Origin of the sequence: Candidatus Avedoeria danica (assembly GCA_016703025.1) — a bacterium.
GTDB lineage: Bacteria > Chloroflexota > Anaerolineae > Epilineales > Epilineaceae > Avedoeria > Avedoeria danica.
Window position 1 is genome coordinate 92,207 of record JADJCV010000001.1, and the last position, 17,674, is coordinate 109,880.

The following is a 17,674-nucleotide window of genomic DNA, read 5'->3' on the forward strand; positions in this document are numbered from 1 at the left end:
CGACCACCACTGCACACGCTCGTGATGGCCAGCAGGGGCGGGTCCCCCTAGCCTCCCCGGTGGCCGGCCCTAATACATGTGCTGCCCGCCGTTGATCGACATCGTGGCGCCGGTGACGAAGCCGGCATCCTCGGCCACGAGGAACACGACGCCGCGGGCGATCTCCTCGGCCTTGCCGAGGCGGCCGGCCGGGATCTTGGCGATGATCTTTTCGAGCACCGGCGGCGGCACGGCGGCCACCATGTCCGTGTCGATGTAGCCCGGCGCGATCGCGTTCACGGTGATCCCGTGGCGCGCGCCCTCCTGGGCGAGGGCCTTCGTGAAGCCGTGGATGCCGCTCTTGGCGGCGGCGTAGTTCACCTGCCCGTACTGCCCGGCCTGCCCGTTGATCGAGCCGATGTTCACGATCCGGCCGAACTTGCGCTCGACCATCGCCGGGAAGGCGGCCTTGGCCATGTTGAAGCACGAGCCGAGGTTGGTGGCGATGACGGTCGACCAGTCCTCGGCGGACATCTTCATCAACGTGCCGTCGCGCGTGATGCCGGCGTTGTTCACGACGATGTCGACCGGTCCGAGGTCGGCGGCGACCTTCGCCATGCCGGCTTGGCAGGCCTCGTAGTCCGCCACGTCCCACTTGTACGTGGCGATGCCGGTCTCGGCCGTGAACGCGGCGGCGGCCGCATCGTTGCCGTGATACACGGCCGCCACGGTGTGTCCGGCCTCCTTCAACGCCACGCTGATCGCGCGCCCGATCCCGCGCGTCCCTCCGGTCACAACCGCCACCCGGCCCACAGCCACCTCCTGTCGCGAACGACGTCGTCATGCGTGCGATGCCGGGTCCCCACCCGGCGCGACGACGTTACCAGGGGGGCGGCGGGGTGTCAATCGACGATTTCACCGGGTTGGCGAGCGTCCGGCACGTCGCGCCGGGCCGACGGCAGTGCGTGTGGCGTCACGTCAGATGCCGGCGCCACGCCAAAGTGCGCTATGCTGCAATGCGCACACGCGTTCACCGGTGCACACGAGGAGCAGAGAACCATGGGCAAAGCCACGCCGACCACCAAGGAAACCAAGAAGCAGCCAGCGCTGACCGCCAAGGAAAAGAAGGCCGCCAAGCTGGCCAAGAAGAACGGGCTCGCTGCTGCGCCGGTGCTTCCACGCCAAGGGTAGACTTGCCGTGTCCGAGACGATCGCGACGGGGACCCCTACAGGGACGACGACCATGACCACGGTCCAGGTCAACGGCACCCCCGTCCCCCACCACCCCGGCGATACGCTCGACGCCCTCCTCGCCACCCTCGTCACCGGCGCCGACCCCGCCCGCCCCGGCATCGCCGTCGCCGTCAACGACCGCGTCGTGCCGCGTTCGGCGTGGGCCACGACGCACCTTGCGCCGGACGACCGCGTCGAGGTGCTGCACGCGATCGCGGGCGGCTGATGACGGGTTCGTCCATGGCGCCGACGGCGGCGACCGCTTTCGACGTCGATCCCCTCGTCATCGCCGGCAGGACCTTCACCTCCCGCCTGCTCATCGGCACGTCGCGCTACCCCAACCAGCAGGTCATGCTGGATGCGATTGCAGCGAGCGGCGCCGAGATCGTCACGGTGTCCATGCGGCGCGTGAAGGTGGATGGCGGCGGCGAGGGGTTGTTCGACGTCCTCGGCGGGCGCTACCACCTCCTGCCGAACACCGCCGGCTGCTACACGGCGCGCGAGGCCGTCCTAACGGCACAGCTCGCACGTGAAGCGCTCGGCACGAACTGGGTGAAGCTCGAGGTCATCGGCGACGACGAGACGCTGTTCCCGGACGTCGAGCAGCTGCTCCAGGCGGCGGCCGAACTCGTCCGCGACGGCTTCATCGTCCTGCCGTACTGCAACGACGACCCCGTGACGTGCCGCAAGCTGGCCGATCTGGGCTGCGCCGCCGTCATGCCCCTTGGCGCGCCGATCGGGAGCGGGATGGGGCTGACCAACCCGTACAACCTCCGGATCATCCGCGAGCTGCTCGACGTGCCGCTCATCGTCGACGCCGGCGTCGGCACGGCGTCCGACGCGGCGTTGGCGATGGAACTCGGCTACGACGGCATCCTGCTGAACAGCGCCGTCGCCGGCGCGCGCGATCCGGTGGCGATGGCGCATGCCATGCGCCTCGCGCTTGAGGCGGGGCGGCTGGCGCACGGGGCGGGGCGGATTCCGCGGCGGTTGTATGCGAAGGCGTCCAGTCCGTTGGAGGGGATGCTGGACGTGGGGTAGCAGCGGGCGGCGGCGAGAGGCGGAGGGCCTGCGGGCGATGCGTTCGCATCGCCCCTACGAATATACCGATTCCTTGGCGTAAACTGTCGGCGCGGCTCGTACAACCGCACCCCCGCCCAGGAGGCCCACCATGATGCAACGCCTGTCCAACAGCTGGCAGCTCGTCAAGGCCAGCGCGGCCGTGCTGCGGGCCGACAAGGAGCTGCTCGTCTTTCCGGTCGTCTCGAGCATCGCGGCGCTCATCGTCTCCGCCAGCTTCTTCGTGCCGGCCTGGCTCACCGGGTTCGGGCAGCAGGTGATGGAGCGGAACGCCGATCGCAGCATCGGCGGCTACGTCTTCCTCTTCGCCTTTTACCTCGTGCAGTATGTCGTGATCTTCTACTTCAACTCGGCCCTCGTCGGCGCGGCGATGATCCGCCTCGACGGGGGCGATCCGACCGTGTCGGACGGCTTCCGCGTGGCCAACAGCCACCTTGCCCACATCCTGGGCTACGCCGCGATGGCGGCGACGGTCGGCGTGGCGCTCAAGGTGCTGGCCGATCGCGGCGGGCGCGCCGGACAGACGATCTCGCGCTTTGGCGGCCTTGGCTGGACGATCGCGACCGCGCTCGTCGTGCCCGTCCTGGTGAACGAGGGCCTCGGCCCGATGGCCGCGGTGAAGCGCAGCACGGCACTGCTCAAGCAGACGTGGGGCGAGCAGCTGGCGGGCGGACTGGGCATGGGCTTCGTTTTCGGGCTGGCCTACCTGGTGACGATCCCGATCGGCGTGATCGCGATCATCGGTGCCGCCGCCACGGAGTCGGTGGTGATGATCATCGCCGCCGTCGTGATCTTCGTGCTGGCGATCCTCCTCATCGGCTTGGTCCAGGGCGCGCTGCAGGGCATCTACACCGCCGCCGTCTACCGCTACGCCGAGGGCCAGCGCGTCGGCGGCTACTTCCCGCCGGACCTCGTGGCCGCCGCGTTCCGTGCCAAGTAGCTCGACCGAACGTCGTTCGACTTCGCCGCTGCCGACACCCCCGCTGCTCGTCCTCACCGATCGGCGCGCGTCGGTCCTGCCGCTGCGCGCCGTCGTCGCGGCGGCCCTCGCGGGCGGCTGCCGCTGGTTCGCCGTGCGGGAGAAGGACCTTGCGCCCGATGGCTTGGCCGACCTCGTCGCCGACGTCGTCGCGCTGGCGAAGCCGTACGGCGCCACCGTCCTCGTCGCCGGCGTCGCCGACGCCGCTGCCGCCGCGCGCATCGCCCGCACATCCGCCGCCAACGGTGTCCACCTCCCGCGCGACGGCGACGTCGCCGCAGCCCGAACGGCGCTCGGTCCGAACGCCCTCGTCGGCCTGAGCGCGCACGATCTGCGCGAGGTAGAACGGGCCGCCGCGGCCGGCGCCGACTACGTGACGCTCAGCCCGGTGTTCGCCTCGGCCAGCAAGCCGGGGTACGGACCGGCGCTCGGGCGCGCACGATTGGAGGCGGTTGCCCGGGCCACCGACGTGCCCGTCCTCGCCCTCGGCGGCATCGCGACCCGCGACGATGTCGCGGCGTGCCGGACGGCAGGCGCCGCGGGTGTGGTGGTCATGGGCGCGGTGGCGCGTGCCGGGGATCCGAGGTCGGTGGTGACGGAGCTGATCGAGGGCTGGTCAGCGTAGCGTCAGCTCCCGCACGTGGATGTGCGCCTCGTCCTCGAGGTCGTCCTGGTGGATCGTCAGCTTCAGCCGCGACACCGCGGCCGGCCCCGCATCGAATGCGAGGTCCCCGTGCGCGTCGCCGTCCGGGACGTCGGTCACCGTCTGCGCATAGGTCACCGGCTCGTCGGCGTCCGGGGCGAAGAGGTCGGCCGTCCAGGTGAACGGCATGTGGGCGAAGTGGGCGGCGATACCGGTCAAGGCACGGGGCGTCGGGAACGCAAGCTCGATGATGAGCGGGTTCGCCTCCATCCCGCGCAGCAGCGTGCTCGGATCGCCGTCGAACAGCTCGGCCGGCGAGCCCATGTCGGACACGGAGTGGCGAACGACCACGTCCTGGCCGTCGAGGACGACGGCGGCCTCGACGAGCTTGCGCCGCGCGGCCCGCTCGGCGGCGAACACCTTTGTCGATGCCCGGCGCGTAGCGCAGGCGCACGGCGTGGAAGCCGGGCCGCCCGTCCGGCCAGTTCAGCGTGCGCACGATCTCGGGCGGGGCGAACTTGCCGCTCTTGCGGACGCCGTCCAGTTCGTGGTCCGTGACGATCCAGATCTCGTCGTCCGACAGCTCGATCAGGCGCGTGAGCGGGTCCGAGACGCTGCGGGACCGGACCCGACGCGTCTGGTCGAAGTCGAGGAAGAAGTAGGGCAAGCGATCCGCAGCGTTCGCCCAGTCCGAGGTCACGAGCACGTGGACGTCCGGGTCCGCCGCCAACAGCGACGGGATCATGTCGTCGAACAGCTGCGCGGCCCCCCACTGCATCCCGTACAGCCCGTAGTCGTCGTACCACCGGTCGCCTGTGCGCAGCGCCGTCGTCAGCAGCTCGAAGTTGGCGCCGGCCAGAGCGACAAAGCACAGCCCGGTTGCGACGCCCGGCGCCCGGGAACGCCAACGCGCCGCCAGCACCGCCAACGACGACGCCCATGCCCGCGTCGACGCGCGCTCGCGCGCCAGCCATCGCCCGGCGACGTCGATGACCGCTTCGATGCCCAACGTGATCAGTACCGCCGCCGGCACGACGAAGGCCAGGACGCGCGTGACGCCGACGCCCGCCGTCGCGGCGCCGAAGGGGGTGGCCAGGGCGGCGAGGAGCACGGTGCGATGGGCCGGCGACCGCCAGCGGCGAAGCGCGGCGACGAGCCCGACGACAAAGAACGGCAGCATCCACAGCGCGATGTGACCGCGGCCGCGGTAACGGTGGCGCTCGATGTCGAGGTTGCCGCCGAGCATGAGCGCCGGCCGGATCGCCGGCCAGCGCTCCTCGGCCCATTGGAGGGGGTTGTCGACATCGTGGCTGATGAACCAAAAGCGCGGGTGGAGGCCGAAGGCGTAGCGCCGGGCGAAGCCGAGCGCCTTGTCGCCTGCGGACGCGGCGGGGTCGACGATGTAGCTGTCGATCGCCCGCAGGTGCTCGATCTCGGCGCCGGGGTGTGCCAGGCGGAAGCGCACGAACGGGATGAGCAGGACGAGGCCGAGCGCCAGGGCAGGCCCGAGGGCGCGCCGCTGGGACCAGTGGAAGCGGCTGTCGACGACGAGGAGCAGGATGCCGAGGACGGCCATGAGCGACTGGCCGTTGGAGTACGCATAGAACGTGGCCGCCCCGGCGGCGACGGCGGCGCACGACCAGAAGCGCCCGCCGCCCTGCCGATAGCGCAGGTAAGCCCACAGGAAGACGGCAAACGCGGCGGTCATCATCGCCGCCTCGAAGCCGGTGCGGCTGTGGAGGAACCACGTCGGCATCGCGCCAAGGACGAGCGCGCCGGCCCACCAGCGCCGCGCGCGGAAGCCGTCGCGCAGCGCCAGCGCCACGGCCGCGGCGCCGGCCGCGGTGACGAGCGCCGTCGTGACGCGTGTGACGATGATGCTCTTGCCGAACAGGGCAACGGTCACGAGGTGAGCGTACACCGTGCCGATCGGCATCCAGCGGTTGGGGGCGGGCTCGAAGTAGATGGGCAGCAGGCGCTGGTAGGCGTCGCTCAAGCCGTTCGTCAGCAGGCTCGAGGCCGTCAACGGCCCGAAGGCCTCATCGGCGTGGAAGAAGATCGGGAAGCGGTCGAGCGCGTACAGGCGGGTGATCAGGTAGACGACCATCGCCAGGGCGAAAAAGGCGATCGCGCGGCGATCGTGCGGTTGGCCAACCGCCGCTCCGTCCATCGATCCATCCGACATCGACTCCTCCTCGATCTACGAGGGTGCCACGATGTGGAGTTGCCGATGGGTAGAGGCGCACGGCCGCGCGCCCCTACCCACATCGTGCCATCGCGGGATCGGTCGCAATGCGGCCGATCCACCAAGCCCATACGCGGGTACTAGTTCGCCATGCACGCCGCAGCATGCGGCGCGTGGAGCCCGGTCAACGCATCCCAGAGCGCGACGGACATCTGCGCACACGCCGCTTCGGCCCTTGCCCGGTCCTCGGCCGGCAACGCGTTCAGGCCGGCCGCCAGCAGCGCCGGCTCGTGGTCGTCGTCCTCGTGCAGCCGGAAGTACGTCTCGCAGCTCGCCGGCAACGCGCTGTAGTGCGTGGCGAGGCCGGCGCGCTTGCTCCGGGCGGTGGCCGGCTGCTGGGCCTCGAAGGCATACAGCGCCCCGAGGGCGGTCACGCGATCCGTGAAGAGCGCGTCGGCGGTGGCGCAGAGCGCCTGCACGGCGCGGACCTCGGGCGCGGTGACCGCAGTGCCGAGGCCGTCGGCGAACGTCGTCGCCCAGACCTTGGCGTGGCCGACCTCGATGGCGGCGATGTCGGGCTCCCCGACCGTACGCCACCCATCGGCGATCCGGCCGATGAACGAGCCGTACTCGCGGGCGTAGTCGGTCAGGGCGGCGACGGGCAGCGTGCCGTCGCTCCATGCTTGGTAGAACGGGTGCTGCAGCAGGCTGTGCGCGGCGATATGGGTGTCACAGCGGGCGGCAAGCGTGTCGGGCGTCGTCACCGGAAGGCTCCTTCGGGGGCACGGTTCGTCGGGGCTGGCCGCTCATCGTAGGCATCGGCCGGCTGAAGGCAACTCGCAGCGGGTCAACCGGGCGCGGCAGAGCGCTCCGCGGTGTGCGCGATGGCCCGCCCGATGGCACCCACGGCCAAGTCGATCTGCGCCTCGTCCACGATCAGCGGCGGGCAGAGCCGGAGCACGCGCTCGCCCGCACCGATAAGCAGCACACCGTCGTCGCGGGCGGCGTCGACGATCGGCTTCACCGCCAGATCGAGCTCGACGCCGATCATCAGCCCCGCGCCCCGGATGTCGACGATGTGTGGGCTGTCGAGGGCGAGCAGGCCGCGCACGAGGTGATCGCTGCGGGCTTGGACGGCGGCCAGGAATGCCGGATCGCTCACCCGGTTCAACACGACCTCGGCCGCGCGGCAGACGAGCGGGCCGCCGGCGAACGTGCTGCCGTGCTCGCCGACGCCGACGCAATCTGCCACCGCCTGCGTCATGAGCACGGCGCCGATGGGCAGGCCGCCCGCCAGCGGCTTGGCCAGGCAGACGATGTCCGGCCGCACGCCGTACATCTCATGCGCGAAGAGATGGCCGGTGCGCCCGAGGCCGCACTGGATCTCGTCGAGGACGAGCAGCGCGCCGACGGCATCGCACCGCGTTCGAAGGGCGTGCAGGAACGGCAGCGTCGCCGGCACGTAGCCGCCCTCGCCCTGGATCGGCTCGACGACGACGGCCATCGTCGTCTCGTCGATCGCCGCCTCCGCCGCCGCGACGTCGTTGAACGGCGCGAACACGACGCCCGGGAGCAGCGGCGCGAACGGGGCGCGGTAGGCCGCCTTGTGCGTCAACGAGAGCGCGCCCATCGTCCGGCCGTGGAAGGCGTGGTCGAAGGCGACGGTCCGCCACTTGCGCGGCCAACTCGAAGTCGCCGCGTCATCGACGAGTTCCGACCACCCGTCCGGGGCCGGCATCTCGCCATGCGTCTTCCGCGCGTACAGGCGCGCGAACTTCAGCGCCGCCTCGACCACCTCGGCGCCCGAGTTGCCGAAGTACACCCGGTCGGCGAACGAGCGAGCAACGAGCTGTTCGGCCAGCCGGATGTAAGGCGGGGTGTGGTAGAGGTTGCTCGTGTGGATGAGCCGCCCGGCCTGGTCGGCGATGGCGTGCGCCAACTCGGCGTCCCCGTGCCCGAGCGCGCTGACCGCGATGCCGGCGTTGAAGTCGAGGTAGCGCCGGCCGGCATCGTCGTACAGCCACGCGCCCTCGCCGCGTATGAAGACGATCGGCGGGCGGGCGTAGTTCTGGAGGACGGCGGCGCGGTCGGCGTCGAGGAGGGGGGTGGGGTCCTGGCCGGGGCGGCGCGGGAGATCGACCGGATCGGAAGGGGTCATCGGGCACCTCAAGCTGGGCAGCGGATTATCATTCTCGTGCGACGCGGTTCCAAGCATTGCCGGGTCATCGCTGCATTCGCTCGCCATACGGAAGGACGACCGCCATGCTCTGGGGAGGCCGATTCGCCGGCTCGCTCGACCCGGCCGCGCATGCGCTGAACCGCAGCCTGCCGTTCGACAGGCGGCTTTGGGCCGAGGACGTCGCCGGCAGCCGGGCCTGGGCGCGCGCGCTCGCACGGGCCGGCGTGCTGGCCGGCGACGAGGCCGCAGCGCTCGACACGGGACTGCAGGCCGTCGCGGACGAGTTCCGGCGCGGCGCGTTCGCCTTCGCCGAGGCCGACGAGGACATTCACTCCGCGGTCGAGCGGCGGCTGGGCGAGCTCGCCGGTCCGGTCGCCGGCAAGCTCCACACCGGACGGAGCCGGAACGATCAGGTGGCGACCGACCTGCGCCTGTGGGTCATGACCGCCTGCGACCGCCTCGTCGACGCCACCGGCCAGCTCGCCTCCGCCCTCGTCGAGGCTGCCGCACCGCACATGTCGACGACGATGCCCGGGTTCACCCACCTCCAGCCGGCGCAGCCGATCACGTGGGCCCACTGGCTGCTCGCCCACGTCTGGCCGCTGGCCCGCGACCGCGACCGCCTGCACCACGTCCGCGCCTCGGCTGCCGTTCTGCCGCTCGGCGCCGCTGCGCTGGCCGGCACCGCGTTCGGAATCGACCGCGCCGCGATTGCCGCCGACCTCGGCTTCCGCGCCGTCGCGCCGAACAGCCTCGACGCCGTCGCCGACCGCGACTTCGCGGCCGAGTTCCTGTTCGCCGCGGCCCTCGCCGGCGTCCACCTCAGCCGGCTGGCCGAGCCGCTCATCCTGTTCGCCACGCCGGCCTTCGGCTTCATCGCCCTCGACGACCGCTTTTCGACCGGTTCGAGCCTGATGCCCCAGAAGAAGAACCCGGACCCGCTCGAGCTCGCGCGCGGCAAGGCCGGCCGCCTGATCGGCCACGTCACCGCGCTGCTCGCGACGCTGAAGGGGCTGCCGTCGGCCTACGACAAGGACCTGCAGGAGGACAAGGAGCCCGTGTTCGACGCCTTCGACACGTTGGCCGCCCTGCTGCCGGTGCTCGCCGGCCTCGTCGCCACGCTGCGCGTCGACCCGGTGCGGATGGCGGCCCAGCTCGACCCGGCGATGCTCGCGACCGACCTCGCCGACCATCTCGTCCGCCGCGGCATCCCGTTCCGCACGGCCCACGCGTTGGCGGGCCGCGCGGTCCGGTTGGCCGAGGAGCGCGGTATTGCGCTCACGTCGCTCCCCGCCGCCGACCTCGTCGCCCTCGACGCGGCGTTCGAACCGGGCGACGTCGCGGCCCTCGACTGGCAGGCCGCGCTCGATGCGCGATCGGTGGAGGGCGGGACGGCGCCGGCGGCGGTGGCGCGGCAGTTGGCGGCGGCGCGGGCGGCTGTGGCGGCGTGGGGCGATAGGGACGGTGGCTCATCGATCGGACGTCGGTAGGGGCACGGCATGCCGTGCCCTGTCTGGCGAACACCGCGATCCAACGACATCGTGCGTCCGACGATGGACACGGCATGCCGTGCCCCTACACGCGCCTTGTTGCGGGCGGCGCGGTCCAATCGCTGCGGGCGGGCGCGCTCACGTCCGGTAATCCGCGTTGATCCGCACGTACTCCTCCGTCAGATCCCCCGTCCACACCGTCGCCGCCCCGTCGCCCAGCCCGAGGTCGAGGCGAACGCGGAACGCATCATCGGCCAGGATCGCGGCGGCCGCGGCCTCGTCGAAGCCCGTCGGCAGGCCGTTCGCCAAGAGGCGCACGGGCGCGGCGGCACCCTCGACGTCGTGTTCTCCCGGGGCGAACGTCAGGGTTACGCGCGCCGGATCGACGGCGGCACCGGACCGGCCAGCGGCCGCGACGATCCGACCCCAGTTCGGATCGCCGCCGGCAAACGCGGTCTTCACCAGCGGCGACGTCGCGATCGCGTTCGCCACCCGTCGCGCGTCGGCATCATCGGCTGCCCCGGCGACGACGATGACGGCGAGCTTCCGCACGCCCTCGCCGTCCCGAACGATCTGGCGCGCCAAGTCCTGGCAGAGGTCGACGAGCGCGGCACGCCACGTCGCGACGTCGTCGGCGTCGGCGTCGTCGACCGCGGCGACCGCTACGCCCGATGCGCCGTTGGCGAGCAGGATCACGCTGTCGTTCGTGCTCGTGTCGCCGTCGATCGAGATCCGGTTGAACGAGACGTCGACGGCCGTGGCCAGGTCGGCAGCCAACGCGATCGGCGTCCGGTCGAGGTCGGTCGTCACGACGGCCAGCATCGTCGCCATGTCGGGATGGATCATCCCGGCGCCCTTGGCCATGCCGCCGACGAGGATGTCGCCCCCCGACAGGCGGACCCGCCGCGCCGCGGTCTTGGGCCGCGTGTCCGTCGTCATGATCGCCCTTGCCGCCGCCGGCCCACCGTTCGCCGACAGCGCGTTACTCGCCAGCGCGATGCCGCGCTCGACCTTGGCGACGTCGAGCGGCACGCCGATGATGCCGGTCGAGAGGACGAGCACGTGCTCGGCCGGGCAGGCGAGGGCCGACGCGGCCGCCCGCTGCATCGCCGCCGCCGCGGCGTCGCCCGCCGGCCCGGTGACGGCGTTCGCATTGCCGCTGTTGGCGATGACGGCGCGCGCTCGGCCGCCGCTGGCACGCAGCGTCGCACGGTCCAGGCGGACGGGCGCGGCGGCGAAGGCGTTTTGGGTGAACACCCCGGCGGCGCTGGATTCGAGGTCGCTGACGACGAGGGCGATGTCCGGCGCGCCGGAGGCCTTCAGGCCGCCCGTGGCGGCGGCGGCGCGGAAGCCGCGGGGCGTCGTCACGTCGCCGTCGAGAGGTGCGATGGCGTCGACGGCCGATTCGGGGCGTGCGTCGAAAGCTGCGACGGGGCGAACGTCGGCGGGGTTCGGTGCAGCCATGGCGATCAGTCGCGCTTGAACTGCGAGTAGTCCGGCGCCGCGTAGCGGGTCTTGCCGCCGCCGGAGACCTCCATCATCGCCCGCGTCTTCATCGGCAGCCCGAAGAGGTGGATGAAGCCGGCGGCGTCCGTCTGGTCGTAGACGTCGTCGCGGCCGAACGTGGCGAAGTCCTCGCGGTAGAGGCTGTGCGGGCTGTAGCGGCCGATGACCGTCGCCGTGCCCTTGAAGAGCCGCAGCCGCGCCCAGCCCGTGACGGACTCCTGGGTGCGGGCGATGAACGCCTGCACGCCTTCGCGCAGCGGGTGGAACCACTGGCCGAAGTAGACGAGCTCGGCGTAGCGCCCGGCCAGCTGCTCCTTGTAGTGCGCCGTGTCGCGGTCGAGGCAAAGAGACTCGATTTCGCGGTGCGCCGCGTAGAGCAGCGTCCCGCCGGGCGTCTCGTACACGCCGCGCGACTTCATGCCGACGAGCCGGTTCTCGACGATGTCCACCCGGCCGACGCCGTGCCGCGCCCCGAGGTCGTTCAGGCGGGCGATCAGCGCGGCCGGCGCCAGGCGCTCGCCGTCGACGGTGACCGGCACGCCGGCGTCGAAGCCGATCTCGACCTCCTCGGGCGTGTCCGGTGCGTGGCGCGGATCGACCGTCCATAGGAACATGTCGGCCTCGGGCTCGAGCCGCGGGTCCTCGAGCCGGCCGCCCTCATGCGAGATGTGCCAGAGGTTGCGGTCGCGGCTGTAGACCGAGTTCTCGCGGCTGGCGATCGGCACGCCGTGCGCGTCGGCGTACGCCAGGGCGTCCTCGCGGCTGCGGATGTGCCACTCGCGCCACGGCGCGATGACGTGCAGCGTCGGGTTGAGCGCCTGGAACGTCAGCTCGAAGCGCACCTGATCGTTGCCCTTGCCGGTACAACCGTGCGCCAGCGCGTCGGCGCCGACGGCCTCGGCCACCGCGACCTGCCACTTGGCGATCAGCGGGCGCGCGATCGCCGTGCCGAGCAGGTACTGCCGCTCGTACACCGCGCCGGCCTGCAGCATCGGAAAGAGGAAGTCGCGGGCGAACTCGTCGCGCAGATCCTCGATGACGCAGTCGGCGGCGCCGCTCGCGAGCGCCTTGTCGCGCAGGCCCTCGAGCTCCTCGCCCTGCCCGAGGTCGGCGCAGAAGCAGACGACCTCGCAGCCGTATTCCTCGCGCAGCCACGGCACGATGACGCTGGTGTCGAGCCCGCCGGAATAGGCGAGGACGACGCGGTTGACCTGGGTTCGGTTGGACATCGGAAGCCTCCTTGGCAACGGCGCATCCGCGATGCGCGCGTCGATGACGTCGAGCCGCAGCGCGGTCTCGTCGCAAGCGTCGATCAACGGACAGGTGCGGCAGTCCTTCCAGACCTTCTCCGGGAAGTCCGCCTTGTCGGCGGCCCCGAAGCCGAGCCGCTCGAAAAACGGCGCACGACGCGTCAACGTGAAGACGGTCTCGATGCCCCGGTCCGCCGCCATGCCGATGACGGCCTCGACGATCCGCCGCCCGAGCCCGGTGCCCTGCCACGCGTCGGCGACGATCGTCGTCCGGACCTCGGCCAGCCCGGCGCCGTAGCGGAACAGCGCGCCGCACGCCACGACGTCGTCGCCCGCCACGCCGACGACCCAGTCGCGCAGCGTCACGCGGATGGCCGCCGCCGGCCGCGGCAGGACGTCGCCGCGCCGCGCGAACTCGGCCACAAGGGCGGCAATCGCAGCCACGTCCTTCGGCTCCGCCGCACGCACGACGACGTCAGCACGCGCGCCGGCGGCGTGGAGCGCCCGGCTCATGTCGGCTCCGTCGCTACGATCGCGGTGCCTTGGCCGTTCGCCAATCCCGCGAGGTCGCCGATCCACGCTTCGCCGACGCCGGCAGCCAGCGACGCGAGCGCTGCATTGACTTTGGGCACCATGCCGCCATGGATCCCGCCGCGGGCGATGGCCGCCTCGATCGCGGCCGCGTCGAGCCGCGCGGCGACGGCGTCGTCCAGCCGGACGCCGGGCACGTTGGACACCAGCGCCAGCCGCGCGGCGCGGAGGGCGCCGGCGATCGCGGCGGCGGCGGAGTCGGCGTTGACGTTCCAGCTGGAGTCGTCCGGGCCGAGCGAGATCGGCGAGACGATCGGCACGACGCCATCGGCCAGCAGGCCGAGGAGGATGTCGACGCGGACGCGGTCGACCGTGCCGACTCGGCCGAGGTCGGCCGTGGGGTGCTCGAGTGGGCGGCAGCGCAGCAGGCCGCGGTCGACACCGCTCAATCCGAGGGCATCCAGACCGGCGGCGAGGAAGGCGGCGACGAGGCGCTTGTTCGTCAGGCCGGAGAGGACCATCTCCGCCACGTCGAGGCCGGCATCGTCCGTGACGCGCAGCCCGTCGACGACGCGCACCGCGAGGCCGAGCTTGGACTGGAGTTCGGCGATCGCCCGCCCGCCGCCGTGCACGACGACGACGGCGCGTCCGGCGGCGCGGAGCGCGGCCACGGCCTCCGCCAGGCCGGCGACGAACGTCGGGTCGTCGAGGTCGTGCCCGCCGACCTTCACGACGTCGATCGGGGCGACAGCGCTCACCCGAGCAGCCCCGTGGTCTCGGGCAGCCCAAAGACCGCGTTCATGTTCTGCACCGCCTGCCCCGCCGCGCCCTTCACCAGGTTATCGATCGCGCTCGTGACGATCAGCATCGCCCCGCGGTCGGGCGGCTGACAGGTCTCCAGGCTGATCGCGCAGCGGTTCGTTCGTACGACGTGGGCCAGCTGCACCTGGTCGCCCGCCGGCAGCACGGCGACAAACGGCTCGGCGGCGTAGGCGTCGGTCAGCGCGGCGCGGGCGGCGGCGAGGTCGAAGCCGGTTGCCAGCGGCACGTACAGCGTGGACAGGATGCCGCGCGGGACGGGCAGGAGGTGCGGGGTGAAGACGATCGGGGGCGCCGGGGCGCCCGACGGCGCCGTCAGGCGCGCCAGATGCGACTCGATCTCGGGCAGATGGCGATGGCTGCGGCCCACCTTGTAGGCCGAGAAGTTGTCGGCCACCTCGACGAAGCTCGTGTGGAGGAGGGGGACGCGGCCGGCGCCGGAGATGCCGGACTTGCTGTCGGCGACGATGACCGCGCCCGACGCGACGGCGCCCGCCCGGACGAGCGGGACGAGCGGCAGGAGGATGCTCGTCGGATAGCACCCGGGGTTGGCGACGAGCCGGGCATCCGGGAGCGCGCCGCGGGCATGCTCGGTGAGGCCGTACACCGCGCTGCCGAGGTGCGCCGGCGACGGGTGGGCGCGGTCGTACCACGCCGCGTAGAGATCGGCGTCCGGCAGCCGGAAGTCGGCGCTCAGATCGATCACGCGCACCCCGGCGTCCAGCAGGCGCAGCGCCGTCTCCGCGGCGGCGCCGTGCGGCAGGCACAGGAACGCGACGTCGAGGCCGTCCGCTATCCCGGCATCGGCCACCACGGCATCGGCGGCGACGAGCGGCACGTCGGGTGCGCCGGGGATCACGTCGGCCAGCGTTCGGCCGGCGCTGGAGGTCGACACCGCAAAGCGCAGCTGAACGCCCGGGTGGCGGGCGAGCAGGCCGATCAGCTCGGCGCCGGTGTAGCCGGTGGCGCCGTGGACCGCGGCACGGATCACGCGTTGCTCCTAGTACTCTGTCACTGGACACGCTTCGGGTGTCCAGTGACAGACGTGCAATACCCGTAGACTCTGCAGTGACAGAGTACTGGAAGGCCATGGCCGATCGCGCCGGCGCGTGCTCACCAGGCCACGAGCGCGCGCAGCGCGGCGGCGATCGCGTGCTCATCGGGCAGGTACGCCGCTTCGAGCGTCGGGTGGGCCGGAATCGGCGTGTCGAGGCCGGCCAGCCGCCGGACGGGCGCGTCGAGGTCCGTGAAGGCCGCCTCGGCGATCTCGGCCGCGATCTCGGCGCCGAAGCCGGCCGTGCGATGGGCCTCGTACACGACGAGTGCGCGGCCCGTCTTGGCCACCGAGGCCAGCACGGTGTCGCGGTCCCACGGCACGATCGTTCGCAGGTCGACGACCTCGACGTCGATGTCGTCGGCAGCGACGAGCGCGGCCGCCTCGAGCGCCTTGTGCGCCATCGTTCCGTACGCGACGACGGTGGCGTCGCGGCCGGGCCGGGCGATGGCGGCCTGGCCGAGTGGGACGGTGTAATCGCCCTCCGGGACCGGGCCCTTGAGGCGGCGGTAGAGGTACTTCTGCTCCAGGAAGAGGACCGGGTTCGGGTCGCGGATCGCGGCGAGGAGCAGGCCCTTGGCGTCGGCGGGTGTGTGCGGCATGACGACCTTCAGCCCCGGCACCTGGGCGAACCACGCCTCCATGCTCTGCGAGTGGAACGGCCCGGCCCCGGCCCATGTGGCGCCGGCCGGCATCCGGACGACGAGCGGCACGGGCTGGCCCCAGCGGTAGTGGATCGTCGAGGCCATGTTCACGAGCGGGTCGAAAGCGCAGGCGATGAAGTCCGCGAACTGGATCTCCGCGATCGGGCGCATTCCCATGATCGCTGCGCCCGTCGCCGCCCCGATGATCGCGTTCTCGCTGATCGGCGTGTCGATGACGCGGTCGGCGCCGAACGTGTCGACGAAGCCGTCCGTCACCTTGTAGACCCCGCCGTAGTCGGCGATGTCCTCGCCGAGCAGGAAGACGCGCGGATCGCGCGTCATCTCGTCGTGCAGCGCCTCGCGGATTGCCTCGAGGTAGGTGAGCTCACGCATCGTTCGGCTCGCGGACGGCAACGGTCGCGGGTTCGGCCGCCATCGCACCGACTTCGGTGGAGGGGGGCGACATCGGCCGGGTGACCCGGAATTCGTCCGGGTAGCCCTGATGGATCAGCTCCGCCAGTGCCGCTGCCGGCAGCCGTGTCGTCGGCGCGTCCGTCGTCGCCCACACGCCTGCCCCGACGTCTTCGGGCCGCGGATCCTCGAGCGCAGCGGCGACGTCGATCGCGTCGTCGATCTCGACCCGGAACGACTCGATGAGGGCGGCCTCCCGTGCGTCGTCCCACAGACCGGCGGCGACGAGGCGCTCGAACTGGCGGGCGAGCGGGTCGCGGGCGGCCCAGGCCTCGCGCTGGGCGGCCGGCACGTAGTCCGCCGGATCGATGATCGAGTGACCGCGCATCCGGAACGTCATGCACTCGATCAGCGTCGGACCCTCGCCGATGCGGGCGCGGGCGACGGCCGCTCGTGCCGCTTCGTACACCGCCTCGACGTCGTTGCCGTCCACGCGGACGCCGGGAAGGCCGTAGCCGTGCGCGCGGTCGGCGATCGAGCCGGCGGCGTACTCGCGGTCCGTGGGGGTCGAGAGCGCCCATTGGTTGTTCTCACACACCAGCACCGCGGGCACTTTGAGGACGGCCGCCATGTTCAGCGCCTCGTGCCAGGCGCCCGTCGATGTCGAGCCCTCGCCGAAGAACGTCATCGCTACGCGCGGCTCGCGGCGCAGCTTGAAGGCCAACGCCACCCCGACCGTAACGGGAAGGGAGTCCGGGAGGACAGAGATCATGCCAACGATGCCCCGCGCCATGTCGCCCATGTGAAGTCCGGAATCCGTGCCGCCGTTCGAGCTGTCCCGCTTGCCCATGTACTGGGCGAAGACCTCGACCGGTCGGATCCCCCGGACCAGATGGGCGCCCATGTCGCGGTACATCGGGGCGATCACGTCGCCGTCGGCAAGGGCGAAGGCGCAGCCGACCGGGATGGCCTCCTGGCCGTGACCGGTGTACAAGCGCCCGACCAGTCGCCCCTGGCCTGCGAGGGCCCACGCGGCATCTTCGATCGCCCGGCTCTGGCGCATATAATGGTAAAGTTGGTAGCGCTCATCGCTGGTCAAGGGCATCGCCGACCTCCCACGTTGCAGAAGGTGGGATTGTAGGCGGCCCTCGAAGCCGCGGCCAAGAAGTGGCGGCGGCCGAGAGCGGCGCTATCGGCCAAGATCGGGCACCGAGGATCGGGCCCCCGCTTGAGGAGAATGGGAAGAACATGGGTCACAACAGTGTCGTCGTCACCGATGCCGACTTCGAGGCCGAGGTCCTGAAGTCGGACATGCCGGTCCTGGTCGACTTCTGGGCCGAGTGGTGCGGCCCGTGCAAGATGCTCGGCCCCGTGGTCGAGGAGATCGCCGGCGAGACCGTCGGGCAGCTGAAGGTCGCCAAGCTGGACATCGATGAGAACCAGCAGGCGTCGTTCCAGTTCGGGGTGCGCAGCATCCCGACGCTCATCCTGTTCAAGAACGGCCGCGAGGCCGAGCGTTTGGTGGGCTACATGCCCAAGGAGCGCATCCTGGCCAAGCTCGAGCCGCACCTCACGCCGACGCTCGTCAGCTGAGCCTGCGGAGTCGGATCGGCTGATTCGCAGACGCGCGTCCCGTGCCTGGATTGCCCGATGCTCACCTGATCGCGTGTCGACGCCGGTCCAACCGCCGG

The 17,674-nt window shown here is 71.6% G+C and carries 16 protein-coding genes; 6 read left to right on the plus strand and 10 right to left on the minus strand.

Annotation, left to right across the window (positions count from 1 at the left end):
* Window positions 1-69: 69 nt before the first annotated feature.
* Window positions 70-792 (minus strand): acetoacetyl-CoA reductase, encoded by a 723-nt coding sequence (gene phbB, locus IPG72_00410; protein MBK6767505.1) that lies wholly within the window; start codon window positions 790-792, stop codon window positions 70-72.
* A 430-nt stretch (window positions 793-1,222) separates the two neighbouring features.
* Here phbB and thiS point away from each other — a divergent pair, with 430 nt between their 5' ends.
* From thiS to IPG72_00430, 4 genes are all read left to right on the plus strand, one after another.
* A complete protein-coding gene (thiS, locus tag IPG72_00415; GenBank protein ID MBK6767506.1) occupies window positions 1,223-1,438 on the plus strand; it encodes a sulfur carrier protein ThiS in 216 nt (71 codons plus the stop codon).
* Window positions 1,439-1,452: 14 nt separating this feature from the next.
* Window positions 1,453-2,253, plus strand: coding sequence for a thiazole synthase (locus IPG72_00420; GenBank protein MBK6767507.1), 801 nt, complete (start codon window positions 1,453-1,455; stop codon window positions 2,251-2,253).
* A 130-nt stretch (window positions 2,254-2,383) separates the two neighbouring features.
* Window positions 2,384-3,232: a hypothetical protein gene (locus tag IPG72_00425; protein MBK6767508.1), complete on the plus strand. Its 849-nt coding sequence runs from the start codon at window positions 2,384-2,386 to the stop codon at window positions 3,230-3,232.
* Window positions 3,233-3,260: 28 nt separating this feature from the next.
* Entirely contained in the window at window positions 3,261-3,896 is a 636-nt protein-coding gene (locus IPG72_00430; protein MBK6767509.1) for a thiamine phosphate synthase, read from the plus strand.
* On the opposite strand, the gene IPG72_00435 is transcribed toward IPG72_00430, so the two are convergent.
* The 3 genes from IPG72_00435 to IPG72_00445 all read right to left on the minus strand — a co-directional run bounded on the left by IPG72_00435 (window position 3,823) and on the right by IPG72_00445 (window position 8,257).
* Window positions 3,823-6,099 (minus strand): glycosyltransferase family 39 protein, encoded by a 2,277-nt coding sequence (locus IPG72_00435; protein ID MBK6767510.1) that lies wholly within the window; start codon window positions 6,097-6,099, stop codon window positions 3,823-3,825. The genes IPG72_00430 and IPG72_00435 overlap by 74 nt on opposite strands.
* A 140-nt stretch (window positions 6,100-6,239) precedes the next feature.
* On the minus strand, window positions 6,240-6,863 hold the full coding sequence (locus tag IPG72_00440) for an iron-containing redox enzyme family protein (GenBank protein ID MBK6767511.1): 624 nt from the start codon (window positions 6,861-6,863) through the stop codon (window positions 6,240-6,242).
* Between the two features lie 83 nt (window positions 6,864-6,946).
* Window positions 6,947-8,257, minus strand: a complete 1,311-nt coding sequence (locus IPG72_00445; protein MBK6767512.1) for an aminotransferase class III-fold pyridoxal phosphate-dependent enzyme — start codon at window positions 8,255-8,257, stop codon at window positions 6,947-6,949.
* Window positions 8,258-8,361: 104 nt separating this feature from the next.
* Between IPG72_00445 and argH the strand changes: the two genes are divergently transcribed.
* Window positions 8,362-9,768 (plus strand): argininosuccinate lyase, encoded by a 1,407-nt coding sequence (gene argH, locus IPG72_00450; protein MBK6767513.1) that lies wholly within the window; start codon window positions 8,362-8,364, stop codon window positions 9,766-9,768.
* A gap of 138 nt (window positions 9,769-9,906) precedes the next feature.
* Here argH and argJ read toward each other — a convergent pair whose 3' ends face one another.
* The 6 genes from argJ to IPG72_00480 all read right to left on the minus strand — a co-directional run bounded on the left by argJ (window position 9,907) and on the right by IPG72_00480 (window position 17,088).
* The gene (argJ, locus tag IPG72_00455; GenBank protein ID MBK6767514.1) at window positions 9,907-11,232 is read right to left on the minus strand and encodes a bifunctional glutamate N-acetyltransferase/amino-acid acetyltransferase ArgJ; all 1,326 of its coding nucleotides are present in this window, start codon (window positions 11,230-11,232) and stop codon (window positions 9,907-9,909) included.
* A 5-nt stretch (window positions 11,233-11,237) separates the two neighbouring features.
* Window positions 11,238-13,037, minus strand: a complete 1,800-nt coding sequence (locus IPG72_00460) for an argininosuccinate synthase (GenBank protein ID MBK6767515.1) — start codon at window positions 13,035-13,037, stop codon at window positions 11,238-11,240.
* Window positions 13,034-13,813, minus strand: coding sequence for an acetylglutamate kinase (argB, locus tag IPG72_00465; protein MBK6767516.1), 780 nt, complete (start codon window positions 13,811-13,813; stop codon window positions 13,034-13,036). Before argB ends, IPG72_00460 begins: the two co-directional genes overlap by 4 nt.
* Entirely contained in the window at window positions 13,810-14,865 is a 1,056-nt protein-coding gene (locus tag IPG72_00470; protein MBK6767517.1) for an N-acetyl-gamma-glutamyl-phosphate reductase, read from the minus strand. Before IPG72_00470 ends, argB begins: the two co-directional genes overlap by 4 nt.
* 122 nt (window positions 14,866-14,987) lie before the next feature.
* Window positions 14,988-15,965, minus strand: coding sequence for an alpha-ketoacid dehydrogenase subunit beta (locus tag IPG72_00475; protein MBK6767518.1), 978 nt, complete (start codon window positions 15,963-15,965; stop codon window positions 14,988-14,990).
* Window positions 15,958-17,088 carry a thiamine pyrophosphate-dependent dehydrogenase E1 component subunit alpha gene (locus tag IPG72_00480; GenBank protein MBK6767519.1) on the minus strand — a complete coding sequence of 377 codons (1,131 nt, stop codon included), beginning with the start codon at window positions 17,086-17,088 and terminating at the stop codon, window positions 15,958-15,960. The genes IPG72_00475 and IPG72_00480 overlap by 8 nt, the downstream gene beginning before the upstream one ends.
* Before the next feature lie 143 nt (window positions 17,089-17,231).
* Here IPG72_00480 and trxA point away from each other — a divergent pair, with 143 nt between their 5' ends.
* On the plus strand, window positions 17,232-17,576 hold the full coding sequence (gene trxA, locus IPG72_00485) for a thioredoxin (GenBank protein MBK6767520.1): 345 nt from the start codon (window positions 17,232-17,234) through the stop codon (window positions 17,574-17,576).
* The last annotated feature ends 98 nt before the right edge of the window (window positions 17,577-17,674 follow it).